The organism is Rhodococcus sp. NS-SX18 (genome assembly GCF_057367935.1).
Genome location: NZ_CM170633.1, coordinates 1,761,770 through 1,785,882 on the forward strand (window position 1 = coordinate 1,761,770; position 24,113 = coordinate 1,785,882).

A 24,113-nucleotide genomic window follows, 5' to 3' on the forward strand; every position below is an offset into this window, starting at 1 on the left:
CCCCGGGCGGAGAAGGTACCGGGACGGCCGGCACGAGGCGCTGACGGGCCCCTCAGGGCACGAGAAAGGGCCCCGCACCGAAGAATCGGTGCGAGGCCCTTTCGGGGTCGTACTGCTACTGCGCGAGCACCTTCGCCATGCCGCGCTCGACCGCGGCGACGATCTCCGGCCGCAGGCCCGCCGCAGGGATGATCGAATGCACGGAGCCGACCTGCTGGGCGCGCTGGATGTTGTGGATGGCCTCGAACTCCGCAGCCACCTCACCGAGCTTCTCCGACCGCACCGCGGTGCGCTGCGTCGCCAGCTCGACCCGCAGGCGGGCCTTCTCGCCGTCCTCGGCCGCAGCGAGCTGCGCCTCGAGTTCGGTGATCCGCGGATCCGCCGCGGTGCGCGCATTGACGTCGCGGGTGAACACCACCGCCGCGGCGGGGGCGCCACCGAGCACGGAGGCGAACGAGCCCTCCACCGCGAGCACCTCCATGTTCTCGTTCAACGCACCGGAGAACACCACGAAGGCACCACCGTGGTAGCGGGAGACCACCACGAAGACGATCGGACCGTCGAAATTGACGATCGCCCGGCCGATCTCGGCGCCGTTCTCGAGCTGCAGGTTGCGCAGCGACTCGGGGGAGCCGTCGAACCCGGACAGGTTCGCCAGCACCACCACGGGCCGGTTGCCGCTCGCCGCGTTGATCGCCCGCGCGGTCTTCTTCGACGACTTCGGGAACAGCGTGCCCGAGGTCCACTGGTCCGGTCCGTCGGTGGGGAACCAGCCCTTGCGAGAGATCGCGCGGGACTCGATGCCGATCACCGTCACCGCGTTGCCACCGAGGTGCGCGTCGAATACCACCGACGTGTCGGCGTCGGCCATGTCCGCCCACCGCTCGAGCACCGGGTGGTCCTGGTCGACCACCGCGCGCATCACCGTGCGGATGTCGAACGGCTTCTTGCGGTCCGGGTTGGTCTCCGCGGAGAAGATGTCGCCCACCGTCGTGAAGTCGCTCGACGGATGCACGTGCGGGTACACCCGCACATCGCGGTCGACCGGGTCGACGGTCTCGGCCTTGCGGGGGAACCGCTCGCCCGGGGCGAGGTAGGCGTGCTCGTAGTGCCCGAAGAGCACCTCGACCGCCGCCGACAGGTTCGGTGCCCAGTACTGCGCCTGACCGTTGGGGCCCATGACGCGGTCGTAGCCGCCGATACCGAAGTTGTCCTCGGCCGAGACACCACCGGAGTAGTCGAGGGACTGCTTGCCGGTCAGCACCATCGCGCTGTCCGGGGTCATCACCAGGATGCCCTTGGTGTGCATGAGCATCGTCGCCTCGGCGTTCCAGTACGGCTGGGCGCCGACGTTGATGCCCGTGACCACGACGTTGATCTCGCCGCCGCCCTGCGTGAAGGTGATGATGCGGCGCAGGGCCCGCGACACCCAGTCCATGTTCTCGGTGCCGGACTCCATCGAGATCGTGGCGCCGGAGGACAGCGCGAACCACTCGACGGGCGCGCCGAGCTGCTCGGCCAGGTCGATCGCGGCGACGACCCGCGCGCACTCGGCCTCCGCGACGGTGCCGAGCGCCTTCGTCGGATCACCGAACAGCGCCACCCGGGTCATGCCCTCCGGGTACCGCGGCGTCGGGGTGGTGACCAGCCCGACGACGAGCCCGGCCTTGTTCCGGCCGTACGGGCGCTGCACCGGCACCACGGCACCGGACTCGTCGAGGTCGTACTCGACGAAGCTGCCGTTCCTGCCGGTGAGCAGCGGGATCAGCTCGTACGGGTACACGGTGCCGCGGGCGCGCGAGCGCTGCACCTTCTGGGTGTACTCGTCGAGCGGCTGCAGCGGCTCCTTCGGCGGATCGGTCACGCGCACCACCACGCCGGCGCCGGAGCGGTACGAGAACCGCAGGGCCACCTCGCGGGGCTCGGCGTCGGCGGTCTCCCGCCACCAGCCGATGACGGTGATCTCCTCGAGGCCGGCGCCGACGGTGAGCGGGGCCGCCCCACGGCTGACCCGCTTGAGGTCGTCGATGCTCAGGTCCACCTCGGGCCACACGAACAGCACCACGCGGTTCGCGTCGAGGCGGCGCTTGCCGCGCCCGGCCTGCGACCGGCGGATGGCGTCGAGGCAGCTCGACAGGGCCCGCTCGAACGCGGGCAGCCCCACGATCGTGCCGGTCTCGTCGCGCTGCGGGGTCAGGTCCCGCACCTCGGCGAGCGCGATGAGCCGCTCGTCGGACGGGTTCTCGTTCGCCGCAATGTGATACAGGTACGAGTCCGGGTTCGCCGGCAGGCGGGTGCCGACGAAGTTCTTCAGCCGCCACAGGTCCAGACGCTGACCGGTGAGCGGGTGCATGTCGCGGATGTTGGTTTCCTCCGCGTACCCGGTCTCGAACGGGCGGAACGTGAAGACGTGCTCCTCGGCGCGGTCGGTGTGGCACACCGTCACCGTGACCCGGCGGGCGGAGGCGGTGATCGCACGCTCGGACAGCACCGTGTGCAGCGCCGCGGCCTGCGCGTCGGCGTCGGCGGGCGCGTCGTCCCACGCGAGATACAGGTCGATCACCAGGTTCTCGGTGCCGGGCAGGGTGCGCGCCGACTCCTCGACGACGTCCAGCGCCGCCCCGAGTTCGGCGTGCCGGGCCTCGGTGGAGATCAGGTACAGGCGGGTGCCGCGCAGATCGAAGTTGCCGGTGACGAACTGCCGGCCCCCGCGCACGTCGGACTGCACCTGCTCGAGCGTGCGGATCTTGTAGGCGCGACGGGTGATGACCTCGAGCAGCGGCCCCGGCACGGTCTCCGGCCGGGCGATCTGCTGCGCGAGCAGGTCGATGAGCGGCTCGGGCGTGGCCACGAGGGCCTCGACCCGCTGCGCGTAGTCGGCGGCGCCGGGGTTGTCGGCGAGGTGGGCGAGGCTGCCGCGCACCCCGTCGTACACCTGCTCGCGGACCTTGCGGATCACCGGCTCCTCGAAGAGGCGGTAACGCAGGTTGCGGGCCGCGTCGCCGATCACGGGGAAGCGCACCTGGGTGGCGACGATGAGCCGGTCGAGGACCTCGTTGAGTTCCTGCGAGATGCCGGCCGGTCCTTCGGTCTCCGCGAGCCAGCGCTCGAGCAGCGCCGAGACCACCGGAACCTGCGTCTCGATGCGCTGCTGCGCGAGGAACAGCCGGTAGACGGCCTCCTCGAGCTCGGGGGTGCGCTCCAGCTCGGTGACGTCGTAGTGCCGCAGCGCCTGTGCCAGCCGGGCCCGGAAGCTCTCGGGCAGGCCGCCGACCTCGACGTCGAGGGACTGCAGGTAGCCGTGGAAGTGCTCGCGGGGGCTGTGCACTCGCTCGTCGCCGGTCTCCTCGTCCTGCGTCGGACGGTTGCGCGAGAGCTCGCACACGTCGGCGAACGTGGTGAGCAGGGCCAGCTCGGCGCGCACCAGGTCGCAGTTCTCGGCGGTCTCGCCACGCAGCCGGTCGTACTCGGCGAGCAGCGTCGCGGTGCGCTTGCCCGAGACGTCGTAGCCGGTGACGAGCGCTTCGAGGGCGTCGAGCCGGGCCAGTGCGTCGGCCGCGGCGTCGCCGGTGACGACGGCGGCGGGCGCGGGGAACTGCACGCGCTCGACGGTCTCGGTGACGGTCTCCTCGGCGATCTGATCCACCCGCAGCAGCGGCGTGCCCGCGTCGACCTGCGAGTTGACCACAGCGAGGACCTCGCGGACACGGCCGGCGAACGGCGCACGCACCGCGGTCTCCATCTTCATGGACTCGAGCACCACCAGCGTCTGGCCGGCCTCGACCTCGTCGCCGGGCGCGACCGGCACGGCGACGACGACGGCGGGCGCGGGGGTGCGCACGACGCCGGCCTCGTCCTGGCTGATCTGGTGGCTGATGCCGTCGACCTCGACGAGGTAGCCGGTGGCGCCGGCGATCGAGACGACGTGGTGGCGGCGGCCGGCCAGGACGAGCCGGGACTCGAACTGCCCGAGCCGGTCGACGTCCACCTCGAGTTCGCCGTTGCCGGCGTCGACGCGGTAGCGGTGCGGGCCGACCTGCCCGACGAGCAGCTCGTACGCCTGGCCCTGGTAGCTCAGCTCGACCTTGCGGCCGACGGAGTGCCCGGCGCGGGGGCGGCCGCCGCGGGCGGAGGTGAGGAACGCGGCGCGCTCGTGGGTCTCCTCGGCGTCGTAGACGTCGACGGCCGTGGCGATCAGCGCGATGTCGGCGACGCGCGACGGACCGGTGGCGGTGCCGGCGCCGGTGCGGTCGAGCCAGCCGGTGTCGGCCGAGGCGGAGATCACCTCGTCGCGGTCGAGCAGGTCGAGCAGGAACGACTTGGTGGTGGTGCCGCCCTCGAGGACGACGGTGGTCTCGCGCAGCGCGGTGCGCAGGCGAGCCAGGGCCTCGTCGCGGTCGCGGCCCCACGCGATGATCTTGGCGACCATCGAGTCGTAGTCCGGCGGGATGACGTCGCCCTGGGCGATGCCGGTGTCGACGCGCAGGCCGGAGCCGAGCGGGAACTTGAGCAGCTGCACGGAGCCGGGGGCGGGGGCGAAGCCGTTGTCGGCGTCCTCGGCGTTGAGCCGCGCCTCGACGGCGTGGCCGAACTCGGGCGGGCAGTCGCCGGGCAGCTTCTCGCCGGACGCCACGAGGATCTGCAGCTTGACCAGGTCGATGCCGGTGGTGGCCTCGGTGATGGGGTGCTCGACCTGCAGGCGGGTGTTGACCTCGAGGAAGGTGAAGATCTTCAGGTCGGGCTGGTAGAGGTACTCGACGGTGCCGGCGCCGCAGTACCCGGCGGCGCGCACGAGGTCGGCGGAGACCGAGCGCAGGTGGTCGGCCTGCTCCTTGGTCAGCAGCGGCGAGGCCGACTCCTCGATGACCTTCTGGTTCTTGCGCTGGATGGAGCAGTCGCGCACACCCGGTGCCCACACGTTGCCGTGCGCGTCGGCGATGACCTGGACCTCGACGTGGCGGGCGTCGGTGACGAGACGCTCGATGAACACCACGGGGTCGCCGAACGAGCGCTCGGCCTCACCCTGGGTGCGCTCGAGGGCGAGCTCGAGCTCGTCCTCGGAGTACACCTTGCGGATGCCGCGGCCGCCGCCGCCGGAGCGGGCCTTGATGATCAGCGGGTAGCCGATGGCCTGCGCGTGCCGGCGGGCGTCGGCGCGGGTCTCGACCGGTCCACCCGACCACGGGGCGACCGGCACGCCGACCTTCTCGGCGAGCAGCTTGGCCTCGACCTTGTCGCCGAGCAGGCGCATGGCCTCGGCCGACGGGCCGATGAAGGTGATGTTCAGGCGGGCGCAGACCTCGGCGAAGGCGGGATCCTCGGCGACGAAGCCCCAGCCGACCCACACGGCGTCGGCCTTGGCCTCGACGAGGGCGCGCTCGAGTTCGGCGTGGTCGAGGTAGGGGGTGGCGGCCGTGGTGGACGGCCGCAGGGTGACGTCCTCGTCGGCCTGGCGGACGAACATCGCCCGCCGCTCGGCCTCCGTGTGCAGGGCGATCGTCTTGATGTCGTAGTCGTGCTCGGAGTTGAGCTCCCGGACTGCTCTGATGAGGCGTACCGCCGCCTCACCTCGGTTGACCACCGCGATCCGTTTGAACATACTCGTTGCCACCGTTCTCCAGGTTTGTGCGCGCTCGTGCGACGCTCGTCGAAGCTTCTCGCCAGTGAGTGAAGAAAGTTAACCGATGCCGAGGCCCGCGTCACGGGTTGATAACGCGAGCAAGAACATGTATCGGTCGGCTCCTCGTGTCGGCGTATGCGTGCGGACGTGTGCACCGACTGTCCCGGCGGGTGCCTGGGAGTCGGCGGACAGGCGGTCGGCCTCGTCCCGCGGACCGTCGTCGTCGACGGCCGAGTGCCCCCCGGTGGGGACGATCCTTCCGCTAACAGCATGAAGGAAACATGAGGGTTTGTCACGTTTTGTGGCCTCGCAGGCCGAGTTCGGTGGTTCCCGCGGCGTTGTTCATCGGAAGATGTTGGCGGACAGCAAATTACGGGTCGGTATTCGGACGTGACGCCGCTCCGGTCCCGTCGCACTCGCGAATACCGCCCGGTAACACCGGGCAGTAACATTAGGGCAGTTGATCTTTCGGGCGGCGGGCCGCCGGGTCTGCGAGCGCTCCCGCCTATGTGAATTGCCCAGTATCGGACCGGCATCCACGCCGCGAACGGGAGGAAACGGGCATCCGCCGGCGGCCGGTGGTCCCGTCGCACCGTCGCGGGGGGATGCGAACGGGCCGTGTTCCGCTGTGACGATTGTCACGGTCGCCGCTCGCGGGTTCGGCCGAATGTCACACCGGTTCGATCACATCGACCGGATGTCACATTCGGCCCACCGAAAGTTCACGAACCGGTGCCGTGGGTCGCCTATCGTGGCCACAGGCTTCGACAGGGGAGGACGCATGCCCGAGATCGTGCACGCACCGGCCAAGCACCTGGCCGCCGTGGAATTCCACACCGACGTGGCCCACATCGGTGAACACATCGGCGCGGCGTACGGCGCCGTCGAGCAGTACCTCACCGGCGCGGGTACGCCGCCGTCCGGCCCGGCCTTCGCGTACTACCGCAACTTCACCAAGGACGGCTTCGACGGAGCCGCCGGCTTCGAGGTCGCCACCCCGATCGAGGGCGACGGGCACGTGGTCCCGGTCGACCTGCCCGCCGGCGACGTCGCGACCGAGACCCACCTCGGCCCCTACGACACGCTCGAGCACACCTACGAGGCCCTCGCCGCCTGGGCCGCCCGGGAGGGTCACGACCTCGACCTGAGTACCGCGTGGGAGGAGTACTGGAGCCCGCCGGGCACTCCCGCCGAGGAAGTGCGCACGGTGATCTACGTACCCGTGAAGTCCTGAGGCGTATCGCGGAAGCGACCCCACGCGTCCCGGCGGCGGGAGACAATCCGCGAATGTCCCTCGTCGTCGGATTCGCGCCGTGGATCCTGTACTGGATCCTCGTCGGCAACACCGGGTTCGTGACCGCCGTGGCTGCCGCCCTCGCCCTCGCCGCCGCCGGTCCGCTCGTGCAGCGCCTGCGCGGAAAGCCGTGGCGCTCCCTCGACGTCGGCACCGTCGTCGTCTTCGCGCTGCTGCTCGTCGCCACCCTCACCCTCGACGACGCCGTCCTCGAACGCTGGCTGCAACCGATCGGCAATCTCGGACTGCTGCTCGTCGTCCTCGTCGGCATCCTCGCCGGACGGCCCTTCGTGCGCGAATATGCTGTCGAGACAGTCGATCCCGCGACCGCGGCCTCCGGCGGATTCAGATACATCACCACCGCGATGACGTGGATGTGGGCCGCCGCCTTCGCCGTGATGACCGTATCCTCGCTGATCCCACCGATCGTCGACGGAGACGCCACCGTCCGCGACGAGACCGACGCGCTGTCCGTCGTCGGGTACTGGGTGGTCCCGTTCGTCGTCCTGGGCGCGGCGGGGCTGGTCTCGGCCCTGTTCCCCAAGTGGTTCGACACGAACTCCGCGCTCGCCGCCTCCGCCAACCCGCACCCCGAACCCGAATCCCCGGCCGCACCACCGCCGGACCTCGACTCGGCCCGCGTCCACCTCGTCGCACCGCGGCAGTCCCGGCACGACGAACCGTTCCGTCTCACCGTCGCCGGATCGCGGCCCGACGCGACGATCACCGTCACCGCAGAGGGCACCGACATGTTCGGCGCCCGCTGGCGGTCCAGCCGAACCTACGACGGAAGTGTCGACGTGGTCGACGAACCGTTGTGGGACATGCGGTTCGACGAACCCGACCGCGTACCCGACCTGTTCGTCCCGCCACCCGGCCGGTGGCCGGTCACACTCACCGTCACCGAAGGACCCCACACCGCGCGCCGCACGGTGATCCGCGCCGACGCCGCGCCGGGAGTGACCGTCGAGGACGTCGACATCGACGGCCGCCCCGGTCTGCTCGCCCGTCCGGACGGCCCGACACCGCCCCGCGGATGGTCGGCGGTGCTGTGCGTCGGCGGCTCCGAGGGCGGCGTCGACTCCCAGCGCGCCACCATCGCCGTCCTCGCCTCGCACGGCCACCTCGCCCTCGCCTACTCGTGGCTCGACGAGAACTCCGAGGTGGCCGAGGTACCGCTCGAACGCTTCACCGGCGCGCTGCGCCACCTCGCCGGCCTGCCCGAGATCGGCAGCGTCGCCGCCATCGGCATCTCCCGGGGAGCCGAGGGGCTCCTCGCCGCCGTCGCCGCCGACAGGACGCCACTGCGGGCGCTGGTGCTGATCAGTCCCAGCTCCGTCGCGTGGCAGGGACTCGGGCCGGACGGCGAGATCCCGGACACCCCGGCGTGGACCCTCGGCGGCGAGGCCCGGCCCTGGGCGCCGCTGCCCAGCTCCGCGCTGATGCCGCAGATGATCCGCAACGCCTGGCGCGCCGGCCGCGACGTCGCCCGGCACCGGCCGTCGCTGCTGCGCCTGGCCGACGCCTACCGCGCGGGACTGCGCGACGCACCCGACCCCGCCCACCTGCGGGCCGAGAAGGTCGACGCCCCGATCCTGTGCATCACCGGCACCGACGACCAGCTGTGGCCGTCCACCGACATGGCGGGCGCACTGCTCGCCCGCCGCGGCGACGGCCGCGACCGGCACCTGTCCGTCGAGGACGCCGGCCACCTCATCCGTCTCGGCATGTTCCCCGGCGACGCCCAGTGGACCGGCGGCATCGCCTTCGGCGGCACCCCGGCCGGGCAGGGCCGGGCCCAGCGCGCCGCGGTCGACGCCGTCACCGAATTCCTCGCCTGACCGGCGCCCCCGCCGCGCCACCCGGATTTCTGGAACAGTGGAAAGGTCCGGACACCACGAGGAGGCCCCGATGTCCGACGCCCCACAGTTCCCGGTCGGGTTCGAACCGGCCGAGCAGCGCCGCGAGCGCATGGCCGCGCAGGTGCGCCGCTGGTGCGAGCAGCACCGGCTCGACGGCCGGCACGCCCCGCTGTCGGACGCGGCCGCCCTCTGCCTGGCCGCCGGCCGCCTCGACGACGAGACCCGCGACATCCTGGCCCGGCGCCGCCGGATCGGCCGCGGCCTGCCCACCCTCGGCGGGTTCGGCGCGCTGCGGCACCTCACGGACGAGCACGCGCGCCTCACCGCGCGGGCCGCCGACCTGCGCCCCGGGGCCGCCCGGCTGGTGTTCGAATACCGGGCGGGCGAGCTCGCCAAGCGGCTGCGCAACGCCCACTACACGCTCACCGTCTCCGGCCGGCACTACGCGCAGGGCGTGCGGGCCGTGCGGCGGGAACGACGCGACGGGGTGCACCTCGACCCGCACCAGCGCGACGCCCTGTTCGCGGCGCTGCAGCACACACCCGCGCCCGTCCCCGAGAAGATGGCCGATCAGGTGCGTGGCGCCGTGCTCGGCGTGGCCGTGGACCGCGTGACGCGCTGGTCCGACGGCACCGCCGCGGCCGCCGCGGGACGCCGCGCCGCCGACGCCCTCGGCCGGCAGGTGCCCGGCGACGACGACCACTTCGTCGACCGGTACGACACGCTGCTCTTCCTCGCCGGCACCCTCTACGACCGCATCGAAGGTTCCGTCGCGTGGCGGTCCGAGCATCTCGCGGTGCAACGGTCCCAGCTCGATCTCGCCGACGAGCTGACCCAGATCGCCGTCGACGCCGTCACACTGCGCGGTCTGCTCGCCGAACTCGCCGACGCCCGCCGCGCGGCGCCGTCCGCACGCGCGGCCGTCGACGCGCGCATCGCCGCCCTCGAACCGGTGTGGGACCAGCTACTCGACCGGGTGGCGGCCCTGGCGCGCATCGGCGAGCTGCTCACCGTCGCCGAGATGCAGCTACGCACCGCCGAGGTCGAGGCCCGCACCGCCAGCCTCGACGAGCGGATCGACTCCCTCATCGGCCGCTCGGGTGCGCGGGAGCTCTCGGCCGACAACACCCACTTCGTCGGCGACCAGTTCGGGATCGCCGCGGAGCTGATGGGTTCGCTGCGGTCGGAGCTGCACGGCGACATCGCGGAGCTCACCGCGCGGGAGTAGACCGCCGGATTGTCAGCGGTCACAGCCCTTCCCGTCGACCGTTCCGACGTGGCCCGACGGCCCTGCTCCTTGCGCGCCCGGTGCTGTAGCTTTCACGCGTTCTCGGGCGAAATCGATTGGGGGTGACCGGTGCTGCGCAGGGCGTGGAGGTCGACGGTGCCGGCGTACGCGGCGGGGATCGCCCTGGTGGCGACGATGTTCGTCGTCGCCGGATGCGGTGGGGCCGCCGACACGGTCCGGGTGCAGGACGACCCGATCCTCGAAGCGGAGTTCGACACGGTCCTGCTGAGCGGCGAACCCCGCACCCTGGCCGCCGTCGCCGTCGGCGCCGGGCTGCCGCCGGGGTCGTGGGACCGCATGTACCGCTTCTCGATGCCCCTGTTGATGAGCTCGATCAACCGGGACCTCGGCCTGACCGGCACCGTGTGGGAGAACCTCCCGCAGACCACGGGGCAGGGTCTGTTCGTCTTCATGTCCGACGGCGCCGTCGTGCGCGCCGCTGTCGACCGCGCACCCGTCGTCGAGGTCGACGGCTACGGCACCCCCGACGCCCTGGTCGAACCGGACCCGGGCGCCGACCGGCTCACGATCGTCCCCGGCCACTGAGCCACGCGGCGACGATGTGACATCCCGTCACCCGACAGAGGTCCAACGGCCCGTTCCGAACCCGCCCGAACGATGGGACGCTGAAACCGGCACCCACCGATCGGCGAAAGGGCCGAACCAATGAAGGCACTGGTGTTCCACGGTCCGGGCAAACGCTCCTGGGAGGACGTCCCCGACCCCCGAATCACGGACCCCACCGACGCGATCGTCCGCGTCGACGCGGTCACCATCTGCGGCACCGACCTGCACATCCTCGGCGGCGACGTCCCCGAGGTCACCGACGGGCGCATCCTCGGCCACGAGGCCGTCGGCACCGTCGTCGAGGTCGGGCCGAGCGTGCAGAACCTCGCACCCGGCGACCGGGTCCTCGTCTCGTGCATCACCTCGTGCGGCCGCTGCCGCTTCTGCCGCGAGGGCCGCTACGGCCAGTGCCTCGGCGGCGGCGGCTGGATCCTCGGCCATCTCGTCGACGGCACCCAGGCCGAACTCGTGCGAGTGCCGTTCGCCGACAACTCGACCCACCGTGTGCCCGAGGGGGTGAGCGACGAGCAGATGCTCATGCTCGCCGACATCCTGCCCACCTCCTACGAGGTCGGCGTGCTCAACGGATGCGTGCGTCCCGCCGACGTCGTCGTCATCGTCGGTGCCGGCCCGATCGGCCTCGCCGCGATCCTCGCCACCCGGCTGCTGAGCCCGAGCCACGTCGTCGCGGTCGACCTCGCCGACAGCCGGCTCGAGGCGGCCCGCGAACTCGGCGCCGACCTGGCTCTCAACCCCGGCCGCGACGACGTCGCCGCCGTCGTCCGCGACCTCACGGACGGTCTCGGCGCCGACGTCACCATGGAGGCCGTCGGCTTCCCGGCGACGTTCGAGCAGGCCGTCGAGCTGGTGCGGCCGGGCGGCCACGTCGCCAACATCGGCGTCCACGGAGCGCCGGCCACGCTGCACCTCGAGAGCATCTGGATCAAGGACCTCACCATCACCACCGGGCTCGTCGACACGCATTCGACCCCGACGCTGATCGGTCTGGTCCGCAGCGGCAAGCTCGACACCTCGCCGATGATCACCCACCGGTTCACCCTCGACGAGTTCGAGGAGGCCTACGACGTGTTCGGCCGGGCCGCCGAGACCGGTGCGCTCAAGGTGCTGCTGACGGCGAAGCCGGGAGACTGATGGGGCGGCTGCGCTCGCTGTCCGATTCGGTGGGTGGTGCTCTGCTCATCGCGTTCCACCTGCTCACCACCCGGCCCTTGCGGCGGTGGCGCACCACCTGGGGCGCCACCGCCGAGGAGCTGGCCGCGCAGTACCCGGGCGACGACCTGGTCCCCGCACCGGACTGGGGCTTCACCCGCGCCGTCACGGTCGACGCGCCGCCGGAGCGGGTGTGGCCGTGGATCGTGCAGATCGGCCAGGGCCGCGGCGGCTTCTACAGCTACGAGGGCCTCGAGAACCTCATCGGCTGCCGCATCACGAACGCGACCGAGATCGTCCCGGACCTGCAGCATCTCGCCGTCGGCGACCCGATCCGTCAGCACCCGAAGGCTCCGCCGCTCACCGTCGCGTTGCTCGAACCGGACCGCGCACTCGTCCTGCACGGCGCGACGGAAGAGACCGGCGACGCGTTCCTGTGGTCGTTCCACCTGCATCCGGGTCCGGACGGCGGCACCCGCCTGGTCGAACACGGCCGGGGACGCCACGGTCCGTCGCGCGGGAGCCGGCTCGCGTTCGGCCCGACGCTGATGGAACCGATCACATTCGTCATGGGGCGGAAGATGCTGCGCACCATCGCATACCTGGCCTGGTGAGCCCTGCAGTTATTCGTGCGGTGCCGCGAGGCCGAGTTCGGCTGCGGCGGAAGTGAAGTCCGGGTCGAAGAGCAGAAAGCTCAGCAGGTCGCCGTGGTCCTCGCGGGTTCCTCCCACGAGTCGGCCCAGCACCGACAGCCAGGGATGGCGCAGACCGCTCACCCCCGCCCCTTTCTCGCGGTAGATGTCGTAGGCGAGCCGGCCGAGGTCGTAGGCCTGCTTGAGCGACGGACCCGCGAACCGCACCCCGATCTCCCGATCCGAGGTCACCTCCGCGCTGTCCACGCCGGCTGCACGGATGCGCATCAGCCGGTCGTTGCGGACCTCGAGCTGGTGCAGGTCCTCGATCATGCGGTCCGAGAGGACGGCGCGCAGGACCAGTGCGGCGGCACCGAACACGTCGGGCGGCTCGTCGTCGCCGGACGCGAGTTCGGCGGCAGGCCGTTCGATCCAGTGCCGCGGCTGGGTCGCGACGACTCCGAGGGTGTCCGCGCCGAGGGCGAGAGCCGGCTTCAACGGGGTGTTGAGCTGCAGACCGCCGTCGACGTACCAGCCCGCCCACGCCGCCGGTTCGGTGACCCGGACGGGCCGGAACAGCACCGGCACCGCCGCCGACGCCAGCACGTGCTCGACGGACAGTTCCGTCTCGACGTAGCTGATGTTGCGATGTTCGTCGTAGTCGGGCAGCGGCACCGACGGGTGCTTCTCGACGAAGACCACGGTGCCGCGGGTGGCGACCGAGGTCGCCGTCACCGCGACCGCCCCGACGGCCCCGCTGCGGATGTTGGCGTGCAGGTCCTCCCAGCAGATGAGAGATGCCAGCATGTCGTGCATGCGTTCGGTGTCGAGAAGGCTCGGCAGCGTGACGTCCAGGCCGGCGGCCTGAGCGAGGTAACGCAGGCCGGTGCCGACCAACGTGCCGACGGGTCCGAAGACGTCGTCCAGTCCCACCGTCGACCACAGGCTCACGATCTTGTGGGTGGCGGACTTGCACCCGTCCCCGGCGAAGGCGGCCAGTCCGACGACGTTCAGCGCGCCGGCGCTGGTTCCCACCAGAATCGGAGGACGCTCCGACCGCGGCAGGTGGGGCAGCAGCGACGCGATCGCCCCGGCCTCGTACGCCCCCCGGGCGCCCGCGCCGGACACCACCAGCCCTACGGTTTCGCTCACGGTCGTCCCCCTCACGACGAGCACGTGCAGATATCGGAGAACGATACGCGCCGGTACTGCGCCCGAGGCGTGATCCGTCGGGGCCGGCTGTCGATCGCCTGCGTGTCGGTGTCCTGCCGCCGGGCGGGGGTGGCCGAGACTGGGCCTGTGTCCGACAACGGTGGTGTGGAAGCGGTGGTGTTCGACCTGGACGGGGTGCTGATCGACTCCGAGCCACTGTGGGAACAGGTGCGCCGGCAGGTCGTGGCCGAGTACGGAGGTCGCTGGACCGACGAGGCGCAGAGCCGCTTGATGGGCATGAGCACCCCGGAGTGGGCGCGGTATCTCAGCGACGGTCTCGGTGTCGATCTTCCGCCCGACGACGTGGCGGCACTGGTCATCGAGCGTATGGGCGCCGGCTACGCCGAGCGGCTGCCGCTGATTCCCGGTGCGGTCGAGGCGGTGCGCACGATGGCGGCGCGGTGGCCGCTCGGCCTGGCCAGCTCGTCCCCGCAGGCTCTGATCGAGGCCGTGCTCGACGCCGCGGCACTGGGGGATGCGTTCGCGGTGGCGCTGTCCACCGAAGGTGTGGCGCGGGGAAAGCCGGCCCCCGACGTCTACCTCACCGTCGCCGAGCGACTCGGGACGAACCCGGCTCGGTGTGCGGCGGTGGAGGATTCCAGCAACGGGCTGCGGTCGGCGGCGGCGGCCGGCATGCGGGTGATCGCGATACCCCATCCCCGGTACCCACCCGACCCGGATGCGCTCGCCCTCGCCGGGCTGGTGCTGCCCGGCCTGGACGGTCTCACCCCGGCCGCGGTAGCAGCGATGAGGTGAGGGACTGAGGCCGGAGCCGGTGTCCTCTACGCCGGCGGGCTCGGCGCAACGCCGACCGGCTGGCCCGAAACACGTTCGGGGAGAACGGAAGCAGGATTCGGGACCGCGCAGGGTGCGAATAGTGCGGCCCGGAACAGGTTGTCGGCGACGCACTCTCCGTCGACACCGGCGGGGACGGAACCGGCGACGAGACCACGGACCTCCCGGTACAGCGCGGTGGTGTGTTCGACGGCGAGCTGCACCGCGAGCTGGTGATACGTCGTGCCGGGATACCCGGGGACCGGCTCACGCCCGCGCAGCGTGCCCGGATCGTCCTTGTTCAGGGTCAGGTGACACTCCTCGAACGGGGCAGGCGGGGCGGGCGGGCCCTCGCTCGGCGGCACGGACGACCCGGCCGGGGGAGAGGGCGGTCCGCTCGGGCAGCCGTCGAGACCGTTCGCCGCGGTCAGCTCGAAGAACCCGGTGTGCAGGCCGGCCGGAAGAGCGGCAGGATCGCACGTCGGGAAGAGCGGAGCGAGCCCCGGCGCCCGGTTCGCCGCGACGGCCAGCTCGACCCAGTTCGAGTGGGAGTAGAAGTCGGCGAGTGCGTGCGTCAGGCCGCCGAAGGCGCTGCGGGCTCCGAATCCGTTCGCGGTGGTGCGGAACTCCGGCGGGCCGGCCGGTTGCGCGCCGGCGATCACGGCGGGCACGAAGAAGTTCCACGCGTCCCGGGCACGGTCGCAGACGTCCGCCGGCCGTGCGGCGTTGTCGAAGTGCCGGAAGGCGTCGCCCTGGAACAGGTCGCTGCCTTCGTTGCCGGTGCCGGTGAGGAGACTCCCGGTGATCTCGGCGAGCGCCGGCTCGTCGACGCCCCCGTCGGCGGTGGCCGGGGGCAGCGCTGCGCGCAGGATGCTCCCGTGGATGTCGGGCGCGAAGGCCGGGGCGTTCGGCGGCATCGACACGGACAGGAGTGCGGCGGCGGCAACCGTCACGATCGCCGACAGACCGGGGCGGGGAAGCAGTGTCATGGGTACTCCGTGGTGGTGGTCTCCTCCGAATATCCCCCCCGGCGGCGATCGTCGCCGGGAATTCGGGATCATCGCAGAGCCTGCCCGGCCGGCACCCCGAACGGCCGCACGAGCACGGCACCCCAGTCCCGCCACGGCGGACAGGGTGGGGGAGGCCGGCCGTTCAGGAAGCGGATGGTCGCGTCCTCGAAGGCCGCCGACTTGGGCAGGTACGGGTGGGCGACGCGGGCGGGACACTCGTTGCGCTCGACGTCGAGCTCCCGACCGTCCGGCATCAGCGGCAGATCGGTGGCCGAGGGCAGGCTCGAGGCCCGCACCTCCCCGGGAAGCGGCCTAGCGAGGACGGATTCCGCGGCTCCCGCCGTGCCGAGCAGTTCCCGCGCGGCCGGAGTTTCCGGATCGAAGTGGAACCGGACGAGGTCGGTGGCCGGTGCGGCGAGGCGCAGCAGGTCGGCGAAGACGCGGCCGGGCTGGTTCACGCCGGGCGGCGGGTAGCCGGTCGGGGTGCTCGGAAACGGGCCGACGAGCAGCAAGGCGTCGACCTCGACCCGCCCGGTGGCGACGGCCTCCCACACCACCCACACCGCGTGCGAATGCGCGGCCACCACCAGCGGACGGGGCAGCCCGGACGCCTGCTCGACGAACAGATCGACCTGTTCCTGGAACGGCCGCTGGGTGTCGCTCGGCCCGTAGGGGGCGCCCGTGCGGATCGGGCACGTCGCGTCGCGCTGCGGCTGCCCGTCGCCCGGCCCGGCGTAGGAGAAGTAGTACACCTGCTCGCAGGTGTAGCCGAGGCGGTGAATGTCCGTCGCGTGGATCGCGCCCCGGCCCGACGCCGAATTGATCCCCGACAGGATCAGCAGTGAACCCGGCTGCGGCGGGCCGGGTTCCGGCTCCTCATACCCGCGGGTCGCGACGAACACGATCGATGCGGCGACCAGCGCCGCGACGAACGCACTCAGGGCCGTCCCGGGCCGGCGCAGCGCCGGGCGGTGCATCGCCCGGATCGCCAGGCCGGTCGCGACGGCCGAGACCGGGACGAGCGGCACCGTCAGGGCAGGGATCCCTTCGGCCACCGCGCCCAGCGCCAGGACCACCGCGCAGTACGGCACCAGCACCTCGACGCGCAGCCCCCGCCGCCAGGTCAGTGCGAGCGCCGCCCGCAGCCGTACGGTGCCCTGCCACGGAACCGGACCGAGCGTCAGCACCAGCACCCCGACCAGTGCGACGGCCGGCCAGAACAGCCGGGAGTACAGGACGGCGTAGGCGGTGGCGTCGGCGAACGCCGCCAGCAGCACCGGGCCGAACGCGACCGTGTAGAACAGGGCCGCGAACCGCAGGCGGCGGGCATCGAGACCGCCCAGCAGCCACGCCATGAGCGCGACCCGCGCTGCGGCCACCGCGGCGAGCAACACCAGGAACATCGGCCACGACGGCGCCCGCGACAGCAGGAGCCGCAGGTCGGCGAACTGGTCCAGCGGGGGGAGCGCCACCAGGTGAATCAGCCCCGGCCACGTCGGGACCGCGTTCGTCGCCGCGAGCAGCACGACGAGCGCCGCCGCGGCCGCGAGTGGCCACCAGCGCCTCCACTGTCCCTCGCGCACGCGGCCTCCCGTCGCCGACTGCCTCGAATCTAGGGGGTGCGCGGGTGCCCGGCGCCGGATTCGTCCGGGTCCCGGTGTACTTTGCTGAGCGAACGAGTAGCGAGGGGGTGTGGTGTGGCGCGGGTGATCGCGACGATCAATCTGAAGGGCGGCGTCGGCAAGACCACGACGACGGCGGCCCTGGCGGAATTCATGTCCGCCGAGTTCGGGCAGCGGGTGCTGCTGATCGACCTGGACCCGCAGACCAACCTCACGACGATGATGATCGGGGAAGAGCGCTGGCAGGAGCTGAACCAGCTCGATCGCACCCTCGCCACGCTGTTCCGCGGCGCCGTCGACCCCGACGCCCCCGTCTTCGACATCGAGAAGGCCCTCCAGCGGAACGTCTCACCCGTGCGCGCCGTGAAGAACGTCGACCTGCTCGCCTCGTCGCTGGATCTGATGGACATCCAGGAGGGACTGAGCCACCAGCAGTACGCCGACCCGAAGTCCACCCGGCCCCTCGAGGTGCTGCTGCACGCGATCACCCCGATCGCCGACCGGTACGACTACATCCTCGTCGACTGCCCGCCCAACCTCGGCATGCTCACCCAGAACGGCCTGCGGCTCGCGAACGGCTACCTCGTCCCCACCATCCCGGACATCCTGTCGACCTACGGCATTCCCCAGCTGCAGACCAGGGTCCGGGCATTCGCCGACCGGACGGGGCACCCCATCCGTGAGATCGGGCTCGTCATCACCAAGTACCGCAGTGCGTCGAACCTGCACCGCAGCATCATCGAACAGTTGCAGCGCGACGAGCGGATCGCGAACGTCGTGCCGGCGTGGATCCCCGAGGCCAACCAGATCGCGCAGTCCGCGGAGTTCGTCCCGTACGGCACCCTCAAACGCAAGTACGGCAACTCCGGGCAGTTCGACGCCCTGCGCATGCTGACCGAGGACGTCCTGATGAACGCGCAGGTGCTGCTGTGACCGGCCCCGTCGACCGCGACGCGGCGCGCCTGCGCCTGCAGATCGGGGAGGCGAGCGCCGCGCTGCTGCGACTACAGGGCGCGAGCCCCGCCGCCGCGACCGCCCTCGTGCGTCTGGTGCAGGTGATCGCCGACGAGGCCGCCCGCACCCCGCGGTTCGCGCATGCTCTCGCCTCGGCGCTCGCCGCGACGGGAGAGACGCCGACGCCCGCGGCCCCGGCACCGCGGAAGGCCCCCGCCGCGCGGCGCGGCAAACGCGCCCCGGGGCCCTTCGATCCGTTCGCCGCGTTCCGCGACGGCGGCGAGACCGGCCTGCGCGAGAAGCTCGCGCCCCTCGACGTCGAGCAGCTCAAGGACATCGTCACCGAGCACGCGATGGACTACGACCGCCTCGCCATGCGCTGGCGCACGCCGAAGAAGTTGCAGGACAGGATCGTCGAACGGGTCAAGGCGCTCACGACCAAGGGCGACGCCTTCCGCTGACGCAACCGGGCAGGGGAGCGGTCCCGGTCAGGGCGTCCGGGTCCGTCGGTCGACTTCCTTCTCGACGGCGAGGGCCAGGTCGTGCACGACCCGGGAGTGCCATTGCTTGTGCGCCGCGAGGTCCGCGGCGAGCGCATGGCAGTCCGGGCATTCCTGGGCGGCGCTGTTCTGCTGGGTGTGCTCCATGGTGTTGCACCTCCTGGAAGAGATATCCGCCTCCACCGTGGCACGGATGCGGGACGTAGTCCACGGCTGTCTGCCTGCCGGACGATGTGCCGGGGCCTGCACTCCTTGTGGCGTGCTTGCACCCGTTGTGGCGGGACGGAGGGGATGCAAGGTGCGCAGTACGGGTGCAAGCTCCGGGGACAGGCAGCGGATACCGTGACGTTCGTGAAGACGGTAGGGGTCGACCTCGCGGCCGAACCGGCGAAGACGGCGGTCGCCACCCTCGCGTGGGAGCACGGATCCGCGACGGTGCAGGAGTTGCGGCTCGGCGCGACCGACCCGGAGATCGTGGCCGCGATCGCCGCGGCGGAACGCAGCGGGATCGACGCGCCCTTCGGCTGGCCGGACGCGTTCGTCGAGTTCGTCGGTGCGCACCACCGCCTCGAGTACTCGCGCGAACGCGCCCTGAGCAGCCGGCCCGGACGGCTGCCGCTGGTGCGACGATCGACCGACCGCGTGGTGCATGCCCGGACCGGGATCGTCCCGCTGAGCGTGTCCGCGGATCTCATCGCCCACGTGGCGCTCCGGTGCGCCGGCCTGCTCGCGGAACTCGACGCCGGGGGAGTGGATGTCGACCGCGTCGACGGCGCGGTTGTCGAGGCGTATCCCGCTGCCGCGCTGCAGGTCTGGGGGCTTCCGCACAAGGGGTACAAGAGTGCGAAGAACCGCGAGGTGCGGGCCGCCTCGATGGTCGCGCTGGAAGAGGCCCTGCCGGGACTGACGCTCGGCGGCTTCCGGGACCTGTGCGTCGACTCCGACGACGCGTTCGATGCGGTCGTCGCCGGCCTCGTCGCCCGGGCGGCAGCCCTCGGCAGAACCGCCCGGCCCGATGCGACGCAGCACGCCGTCGCGGTGAGGGAGGGCTGGATTCACCTGCCGGTGTGCGGAATCGGCGAACTGCTCTGAGGTGACCGGACCCGCGGCGGCGCGCCGGTACGCTGCAGGCAACGGGAGGAGCCGCATGGACCCGGTGATCCGGATATCCGACGAGGTGCGCGACGCTGTCGCGGCCCGCCGGCCGGTGGTGGCCCTGGAATCGACGATCTTCACCCATGGTCTGCCGCGCCCGCGCAACCTCGAAGTGGCGCTCGAGGCGGAGACGCGGTTGCGGAAGGCGGACGCCGTCCCCGCCACCATCGGTGTGTTCCGCGGTGTAGCCACGGTCGGACTGTCCACCGACGAGATCACCGAACTCGCCACGGCACAGACCGTGACGAAACTGAGCGTCCGCGACCTGCCGATCGCCGTCGCGCGACGACTGTCCGGCGGCACCACCGTCGCCGCGACGGCGCTGCTCGCGCACCGCGCCGGTGTCGAGATCTTCGCGACGGGCGGGCTGGGCGGCGTGCACCGCGGCGCACAGAGCACCTTCGACGAATCCGCCGACCTCGTCGCCCTGTCCACCGTGCCGATCCTCGTCGTCAGCGCCGGCGTCAAGTCCATCCTCGACATCCCGGCCACCCTCGAACGGCTCGAAACCCTCGGCATCCCCGTCGTCGGCTACCGCACCCGAACCTTCCCCGGCTTCTACATCCGCGACAGCGGCTGCCCCCTCGAGTATTCCGTGGACTCGCCGGCGGAGGTCGCCGACCTGATCCGCGCCCGGGACGCGTTGGGGTTGAAAGCCGGTATCCTGCTTGCCAATCCAGTCTCGGAGGGCGCCCAGCTCGACCCCGGTCTGCACGCGCGGGTGCTGCACGAGGCGGAGGAGCGTGCCGCGGCGGCCGGAGTCGCCGGCAAGGACACCACGCCGTTCCTGCTCGACCACTTCCACCGCGCCACCGGCGGCCGCAGCCTCGACGTCAACGTCGAGGTGTACCGCGGCAACGTCACGCTCGGCGGTGCCGTCGCGACGGCGCTCGCCGGCAGTTCGCCCTGACGCCCGCCGCAGCGGTGCGTCTTTTGGGCGGCCAGGGCAGCCCAAAGGATGCACCGCACCTTCGGGCGGCGGTCATCCGCGCCGCTTGTTCCACTCGATCGCCGGGCACGTGTCCATCACCATCGCCACCCCGGCCTCGGTGGTGCGCGCGAACGCGGCCTCGTCGATCACCCCGAGCTGGAACCACACGCCCTTCGCACCGACTGCGACGGCCTGGTCGGCGAACTCGCCCGCCGACTCCGACCGGCGGAACACATCGACCACCTCGACCGGGAACGGCACGTCCGCGAGTGTCGCGTAGCCCTGCTCGCCGAGCACCGTCGGCGCCTTCGGATGAATGGGGATGATCCGTTTACCGCGCTCCTGGAGCAGCCGCGCGATCCGGTACGCGGTGCGGTCCGGGTTGCCGGAGAGCCCGACCACCGCCCAGGTGTCGCAGTCGTCGAGCATCAGGTTCACGGCCTTCGGGTCCTGCCACGAGGTGCTCATGTCGGCAAAATTACTCTTCGCCGGTGCGGCGCGAGGGTCGCCGCGGCACCCGGCCCGACCCACCGGAGGCCGACGCGTTCCGAGGCCGCCGAACCGGTACACGTACTGTGGGTGCAGAAACTCGAGTCGTGCCGCGTGGACCCGTCGCAACACAGCTCACCGACGCGCGCGGGGCGCAAGCACAGAAATGGACGCAGTCGAGTGCACGACACTGCCGGTCGAGGGATCCAAGCCTTCATCTCCGAGGTCATCCAGCGCGGGGGCCGCGCCGAGCGGCTCGAGCACCTGCCGCGCAACCCGGTCCAGGTGTGGGGCGTCGACGGGGACAGCTGCATCGTGCGCGTCCGCACCAAGATCGACGGGGACTGGCAGGCCCGACGGCAGGACGCCCTGCCCGACACCGACGACACCGGCTCGCAGTTCTGGGTGTTCGTCGACCTGGGCAGCGACCCGGCCGAGTACTTCGTGCTGCCCTCCGACGAGGTCGCGGCGGGCATCGCCGCCGAGGTCGACCTGTGGATGGCCGACGGCCCCGGCCGGACGCTCACCGGCAGCCATGCCGTCCCCCTCAGCAGCGTCGCCCACGGCAAGGACCGCTGGGACCTGCTCGGCCTGACACCCGCCAAGGACACCACCCGCTACACCGACGACGACGCGGCGGAGGCCGAGCAGGAGCGGCGTGCCCGCAACCGCGCCCGTAAGACGAACGCCGGTAAGGCGCGCGAGGTGGCCGAGCCCGAGGTCGTCGAGGATCTGCGGCTGCCGGTCGTCGCCGACCGGGACGGCTACCGCGTCAAGGGACGGTTCGACCCCGTCACCCGCGCCCTCGAGATCACCGCCGGCCCGATGGAAGGCCGACGGTTTCCCGACCCGACGACCGCCGCGATCGCCATCGCCAGCTACCTCAGCGGCGACACCGAGACCTGCGACGGCGACACCTTCTGGCGCCTCGACCAGCCCGAATCGACGCCGCTGGGGCTGCACCTCGGCTGACGGCACCCGACGTTCGCGTCCCGTTCGCCGACGCGTCGACTCCGGGGTGTCCGAGGGCAACCTCGACCCGTTCGACTATCGTCATACTCGACGTGTGCCCCTGAGCACGTCGACGAACGGAAGCGAGACATCATGGGCAGCCCTCGTGGGGCCGAGCGAATAGCCGAATACCCGAGGCCGTCGCACACCCTGCTGCACATCACCGACACCCATCTCGTCGGCGGCGACGAGCTGCTCTACGGCACGGTCGACGCCGACGCCCGGGTGCAGCAGATCCTCGCCGACATCCGCGCCTCCGGGGTGCAGCCCGACGCGCTCGTGTTCACCGGCGATCTCGCCGACCGCGGCCAGCCCGACGCCTATTCGAAGCTGCGCGGCCTCGTCGAGCCCGTCGCGGAGGCGCTCGGCGCGCAGATCGTGTGGGCCATGGGCAACCACGACGACCGCGCCGCCTTCCGGGAGCTGTTGCTCGACCAGGCGCCGTCCACAGGGCCCGTCGACCGCGTCTACCGCATCAACGGCCTGCGCATCATCACCCTCGACACCTCGGTGCCCGGCTTCCACCACGGCGAGGTCTCGCCGGAACAGCTGAGGTGGCTGGCACGAGAACTCGAGACGTCGGCGCCCTTCGGGACCATCCTCGCCATGCACCACCCGCCGGTGCCCAGCGTGTTCGACCAGGCCGTGCTCGTCGAACTGCGCGACCAGGCCGGCCTCGCCGAGGTGCTGCGCGACACCGACGTGCGCACCATCCTCGCCGGGCACCTGCACTACACCACGACGGCGACCTTCGCGGGCATCCCCGTGTCGGTGGCCTCGTCGACCTGCTACACCCAGGACCTCAACGTTCCGGCCGGGTGCCAGCGCGGTCACGACGGCGCCCAGGGCTTCAACCTCGTGCACGTCTACCCGGACACCATCGTGCACTCGGTGGTCCCGACCGGCAGCTACGCCACCGCCGGCCGGCCACACACCGCGGAGGACACCGCGCAGCGGCTCGCCGAGGCCGGGATCCGCATTCCGGAGAACCCCGACGTCACCGTCCGCGTCTAGGAGACGGACGAATCGGACAGCGCGCGGGGTGTGCGTCGTCTAGGCTCCGCGCATGACATCGATCCCGGTGAATGTCGACAACTTCGTTCGAGCAGAGACCGACCGGATGTTCCTCGATCTCCAGCGGGACGCCGGGGGCGTCAACATGCTGAGTCACAACCGGGAGCCCGCCGCCGTCGAGCACCAGACGGTGATCCGGATGAACCGCGACACCCTCTACAGCTTTGCGGTCGTCGACGTCTCCCAGGGCGCGACGCTCACCATCCCCGAGAGCGGTCGACGGTACGTGTCGGCGATGGTCGTCGACCAGGACCACCACGTCGACCGGATCCTCCACGAACCGGGAGAGCACCGGCTCGCCGCCGACGAGTTCCCGACCCCGTACGTCGGGATCGCGGTGCGGATCCTCGTCGATCCCTCCGACCCGGACGACGTGCAGGCCGTGGCCGCGCTCCAGGACCGATTCCGTCTCGACGCCGGCTCGTCGACGCCGTTCACGGCGCCCGACTACGACCGGGCGAGCCTCGACGCGACGCGGGACGCGCTCCTGGCGCTGGCACGAGGGCTGACCGGCTTCGACCGGATGTTCGGTGCCCGGGGTGAAGTCGACCCGGTCCGGCACCTGATCGGCACCGCCGCCGGCTGGGGTGGCCTGCCGACCACGGAGGCCGCCTACATCGGCGTCGATCCGGGACTGCCGGTCGGCGAGTACGAGCTGACCGTCCGCGATGTGCCCGTCGACGGATTCTGGTCCGTCTCCGTCTACAACGCGCAGGGCTTCTTCGAACCGAACGAACAGAATGCATACAGCGTCAACAACATCACGGGTGTGCCCGACGCGGACGGCTCGATCACCGTCCGGTTCGGCGATGCGTCCCGGGCCAACTGCCTGCCCATCACCGAGGGCTGGAACTACCTCGTCCGCCTGTACCGCCCGCGCCCGGAAGTCCTCGACGGACGCTGGACATTTCCCACCCTCTCGAACGGGCGGTGAGCGGATTCGCGTTC

General features: G+C 71.6%; 20 protein-coding genes. 14 read left to right on the forward strand and 6 right to left on the reverse strand.

Annotated elements, in window-relative coordinates:
* Positions 1–115: 115 nt before the first annotated feature.
* Entirely contained in the window at positions 116–5,599 is a 5,484-nt protein-coding gene (locus AC2IPW_RS08265) for an ATP-binding protein (protein WP_003936218.1), read from the reverse strand.
* 802 nt (positions 5,600–6,401) lie between these two features.
* Here AC2IPW_RS08265 and AC2IPW_RS08270 point away from each other — a divergent pair.
* The 6 genes from AC2IPW_RS08270 (at position 6,402) to AC2IPW_RS08295 (ending at position 12,415) form a co-directional block, all read left to right on the forward strand.
* Positions 6,402–6,854 carry a GyrI-like domain-containing protein gene (locus AC2IPW_RS08270; RefSeq protein ID WP_486376646.1) on the forward strand — a complete coding sequence of 151 codons (453 nt, stop codon included), beginning with the start codon at positions 6,402–6,404 and terminating at the stop codon, positions 6,852–6,854.
* A 53-nt stretch (positions 6,855–6,907) separates the two neighbouring features.
* On the forward strand, positions 6,908–8,755 hold the full coding sequence (locus tag AC2IPW_RS08275) for an acyl-CoA thioester hydrolase/BAAT C-terminal domain-containing protein (RefSeq protein WP_486376647.1): 1,848 nt from the start codon (positions 6,908–6,910) through the stop codon (positions 8,753–8,755).
* A 70-nt stretch (positions 8,756–8,825) separates the two neighbouring features.
* A complete protein-coding gene (locus tag AC2IPW_RS08280) occupies positions 8,826–10,004 on the forward strand; it encodes a hypothetical protein (RefSeq protein ID WP_486376648.1) in 1,179 nt (392 codons plus the stop codon).
* 156 nt (positions 10,005–10,160) lie between these two features.
* Positions 10,161–10,610: a hypothetical protein gene (locus AC2IPW_RS08285; RefSeq protein WP_486376649.1), complete on the forward strand. Its 450-nt coding sequence runs from the start codon at positions 10,161–10,163 to the stop codon at positions 10,608–10,610.
* Between the two features lie 120 nt (positions 10,611–10,730).
* Positions 10,731–11,783: a zinc-dependent alcohol dehydrogenase family protein gene (locus AC2IPW_RS08290; protein ID WP_486376650.1), complete on the forward strand. Its 1,053-nt coding sequence runs from the start codon at positions 10,731–10,733 to the stop codon at positions 11,781–11,783.
* Positions 11,783–12,415, forward strand: a complete 633-nt coding sequence (locus AC2IPW_RS08295) for a hypothetical protein (RefSeq protein ID WP_486376651.1) — start codon at positions 11,783–11,785, stop codon at positions 12,413–12,415. Before AC2IPW_RS08290 ends, AC2IPW_RS08295 begins: the two co-directional genes overlap by 1 nt.
* A gap of 9 nt (positions 12,416–12,424) precedes the next feature.
* On the opposite strand, the gene AC2IPW_RS08300 is transcribed toward AC2IPW_RS08295, so the two are convergent.
* Positions 12,425–13,564: a patatin-like phospholipase family protein gene (locus AC2IPW_RS08300; protein ID WP_486376983.1), complete on the reverse strand. Its 1,140-nt coding sequence runs from the start codon at positions 13,562–13,564 to the stop codon at positions 12,425–12,427.
* A gap of 168 nt (positions 13,565–13,732) precedes the next feature.
* Here AC2IPW_RS08300 and AC2IPW_RS08305 point away from each other — a divergent pair, with 168 nt between their 5' ends.
* A complete protein-coding gene (locus AC2IPW_RS08305; protein ID WP_486376652.1) occupies positions 13,733–14,401 on the forward strand; it encodes an HAD family hydrolase in 669 nt (222 codons plus the stop codon).
* A 26-nt stretch (positions 14,402–14,427) separates the two neighbouring features.
* Here the strand turns inward: AC2IPW_RS08305 and AC2IPW_RS08310 are convergent, their stop codons facing one another.
* Both AC2IPW_RS08310 and AC2IPW_RS08315 read right to left on the reverse strand, forming a co-directional pair.
* A complete protein-coding gene (locus tag AC2IPW_RS08310) occupies positions 14,428–15,408 on the reverse strand; it encodes a hypothetical protein (RefSeq protein ID WP_486376653.1) in 981 nt (326 codons plus the stop codon).
* 68 nt (positions 15,409–15,476) lie between these two features.
* Positions 15,477–17,012 carry a hypothetical protein gene (locus tag AC2IPW_RS08315; protein ID WP_486376654.1) on the reverse strand — a complete coding sequence of 512 codons (1,536 nt, stop codon included), beginning with the start codon at positions 17,010–17,012 and terminating at the stop codon, positions 15,477–15,479.
* A gap of 114 nt (positions 17,013–17,126) precedes the next feature.
* Here AC2IPW_RS08315 and AC2IPW_RS08320 point away from each other — a divergent pair, with 114 nt between their 5' ends.
* Together AC2IPW_RS08320 and AC2IPW_RS08325 are read left to right on the forward strand one after the other, a co-directional pair.
* Entirely contained in the window at positions 17,127–17,984 is an 858-nt protein-coding gene (locus AC2IPW_RS08320; RefSeq protein WP_003936231.1) for a ParA family protein, read from the forward strand.
* Complete coding sequence (locus AC2IPW_RS08325; RefSeq protein ID WP_486376655.1) at positions 17,981–18,466, forward strand: hypothetical protein; 486 nt, start codon at positions 17,981–17,983, stop codon at positions 18,464–18,466. Before AC2IPW_RS08320 ends, AC2IPW_RS08325 begins: the two co-directional genes overlap by 4 nt.
* Positions 18,467–18,493: 27 nt before the next feature.
* Here the strand turns inward: AC2IPW_RS08325 and AC2IPW_RS08330 are convergent, their stop codons facing one another.
* Positions 18,494–18,652 (reverse strand): hypothetical protein, encoded by a 159-nt coding sequence (locus tag AC2IPW_RS08330; protein WP_003936233.1) that lies wholly within the window; start codon positions 18,650–18,652, stop codon positions 18,494–18,496.
* Positions 18,653–18,796: 144 nt separating this feature from the next.
* Here AC2IPW_RS08330 and AC2IPW_RS08335 point away from each other — a divergent pair, with 144 nt between their 5' ends.
* The gene (locus tag AC2IPW_RS08335; protein ID WP_486376656.1) at positions 18,797–19,597 is read left to right on the forward strand and encodes a DUF429 domain-containing protein; all 801 of its coding nucleotides are present in this window, start codon (positions 18,797–18,799) and stop codon (positions 19,595–19,597) included.
* 55 nt (positions 19,598–19,652) lie between these two features.
* A complete protein-coding gene (locus AC2IPW_RS08340) occupies positions 19,653–20,570 on the forward strand; it encodes a pseudouridine-5'-phosphate glycosidase (RefSeq protein WP_486376657.1) in 918 nt (305 codons plus the stop codon).
* A 72-nt stretch (positions 20,571–20,642) separates the two neighbouring features.
* Here AC2IPW_RS08340 and AC2IPW_RS08345 read toward each other — a convergent pair whose 3' ends face one another.
* The gene (locus AC2IPW_RS08345) at positions 20,643–21,059 is read right to left on the reverse strand and encodes a CoA-binding protein (RefSeq protein ID WP_486376658.1); all 417 of its coding nucleotides are present in this window, start codon (positions 21,057–21,059) and stop codon (positions 20,643–20,645) included.
* A 201-nt stretch (positions 21,060–21,260) separates the two neighbouring features.
* On the opposite strand from AC2IPW_RS08345, the gene AC2IPW_RS08350 reads away from it, so the two are divergent.
* From AC2IPW_RS08350 to AC2IPW_RS08360, 3 genes are all read left to right on the forward strand, one after another.
* A complete protein-coding gene (locus AC2IPW_RS08350) occupies positions 21,261–22,052 on the forward strand; it encodes a hypothetical protein (protein WP_486376659.1) in 792 nt (263 codons plus the stop codon).
* Positions 22,053–22,184: 132 nt separating this feature from the next.
* Positions 22,185–23,105: a phosphodiesterase gene (locus tag AC2IPW_RS08355; RefSeq protein WP_416063172.1), complete on the forward strand. Its 921-nt coding sequence runs from the start codon at positions 22,185–22,187 to the stop codon at positions 23,103–23,105.
* A gap of 52 nt (positions 23,106–23,157) precedes the next feature.
* Positions 23,158–24,099 (forward strand): DUF1254 domain-containing protein, encoded by a 942-nt coding sequence (locus AC2IPW_RS08360; RefSeq protein ID WP_486376660.1) that lies wholly within the window; start codon positions 23,158–23,160, stop codon positions 24,097–24,099.
* Positions 24,100–24,113 lie beyond the last annotated feature (14 nt).

What these genes read in the sequence shown, in the direction of transcription:
- AC2IPW_RS08360 (WP_486376660.1), top strand. Translation starts at nt 23,158, where the DNA reads ATGACATCGATCCCGGTGAATGTCGACAACTTCGTTCGAGCAGAGACC.
- AC2IPW_RS08275 (WP_486376647.1), top strand. Translation starts at nt 6,908, where the DNA reads ATGTCCCTCGTCGTCGGATTCGCGCCGTGGATCCTGTACTGGATCCTC.
- AC2IPW_RS08335 (WP_486376656.1), top strand. Translation starts at nt 18,797, where the DNA reads ATGCAAGGTGCGCAGTACGGGTGCAAGCTCCGGGGACAGGCAGCGGAT.
- AC2IPW_RS08355 (WP_416063172.1), top strand. Translation starts at nt 22,185, where the DNA reads ATGGGCAGCCCTCGTGGGGCCGAGCGAATAGCCGAATACCCGAGGCCG.
- AC2IPW_RS08280 (WP_486376648.1), top strand. Translation starts at nt 8,826, where the DNA reads ATGTCCGACGCCCCACAGTTCCCGGTCGGGTTCGAACCGGCCGAGCAG.
- AC2IPW_RS08330 (WP_003936233.1), bottom strand. Translation starts at nt 18,652, where the DNA reads ATGGAGCACACCCAGCAGAACAGCGCCGCCCAGGAATGCCCGGACTGC.
- AC2IPW_RS08265 (WP_003936218.1), bottom strand. Translation starts at nt 5,599, where the DNA reads ATGTTCAAACGGATCGCGGTGGTCAACCGAGGTGAGGCGGCGGTACGC.
- AC2IPW_RS08270 (WP_486376646.1), top strand. Translation starts at nt 6,402, where the DNA reads ATGCCCGAGATCGTGCACGCACCGGCCAAGCACCTGGCCGCCGTGGAA.
- AC2IPW_RS08345 (WP_486376658.1), bottom strand. Translation starts at nt 21,059, where the DNA reads ATGAGCACCTCGTGGCAGGACCCGAAGGCCGTGAACCTGATGCTCGAC.
- AC2IPW_RS08290 (WP_486376650.1), top strand. Translation starts at nt 10,731, where the DNA reads ATGAAGGCACTGGTGTTCCACGGTCCGGGCAAACGCTCCTGGGAGGAC.
- AC2IPW_RS08310 (WP_486376653.1), bottom strand. Translation starts at nt 15,408, where the DNA reads ATGACACTGCTTCCCCGCCCCGGTCTGTCGGCGATCGTGACGGTTGCC.
- AC2IPW_RS08295 (WP_486376651.1), top strand. Translation starts at nt 11,783, where the DNA reads ATGGGGCGGCTGCGCTCGCTGTCCGATTCGGTGGGTGGTGCTCTGCTC.
- AC2IPW_RS08340 (WP_486376657.1), top strand. Translation starts at nt 19,653, where the DNA reads ATGGACCCGGTGATCCGGATATCCGACGAGGTGCGCGACGCTGTCGCG.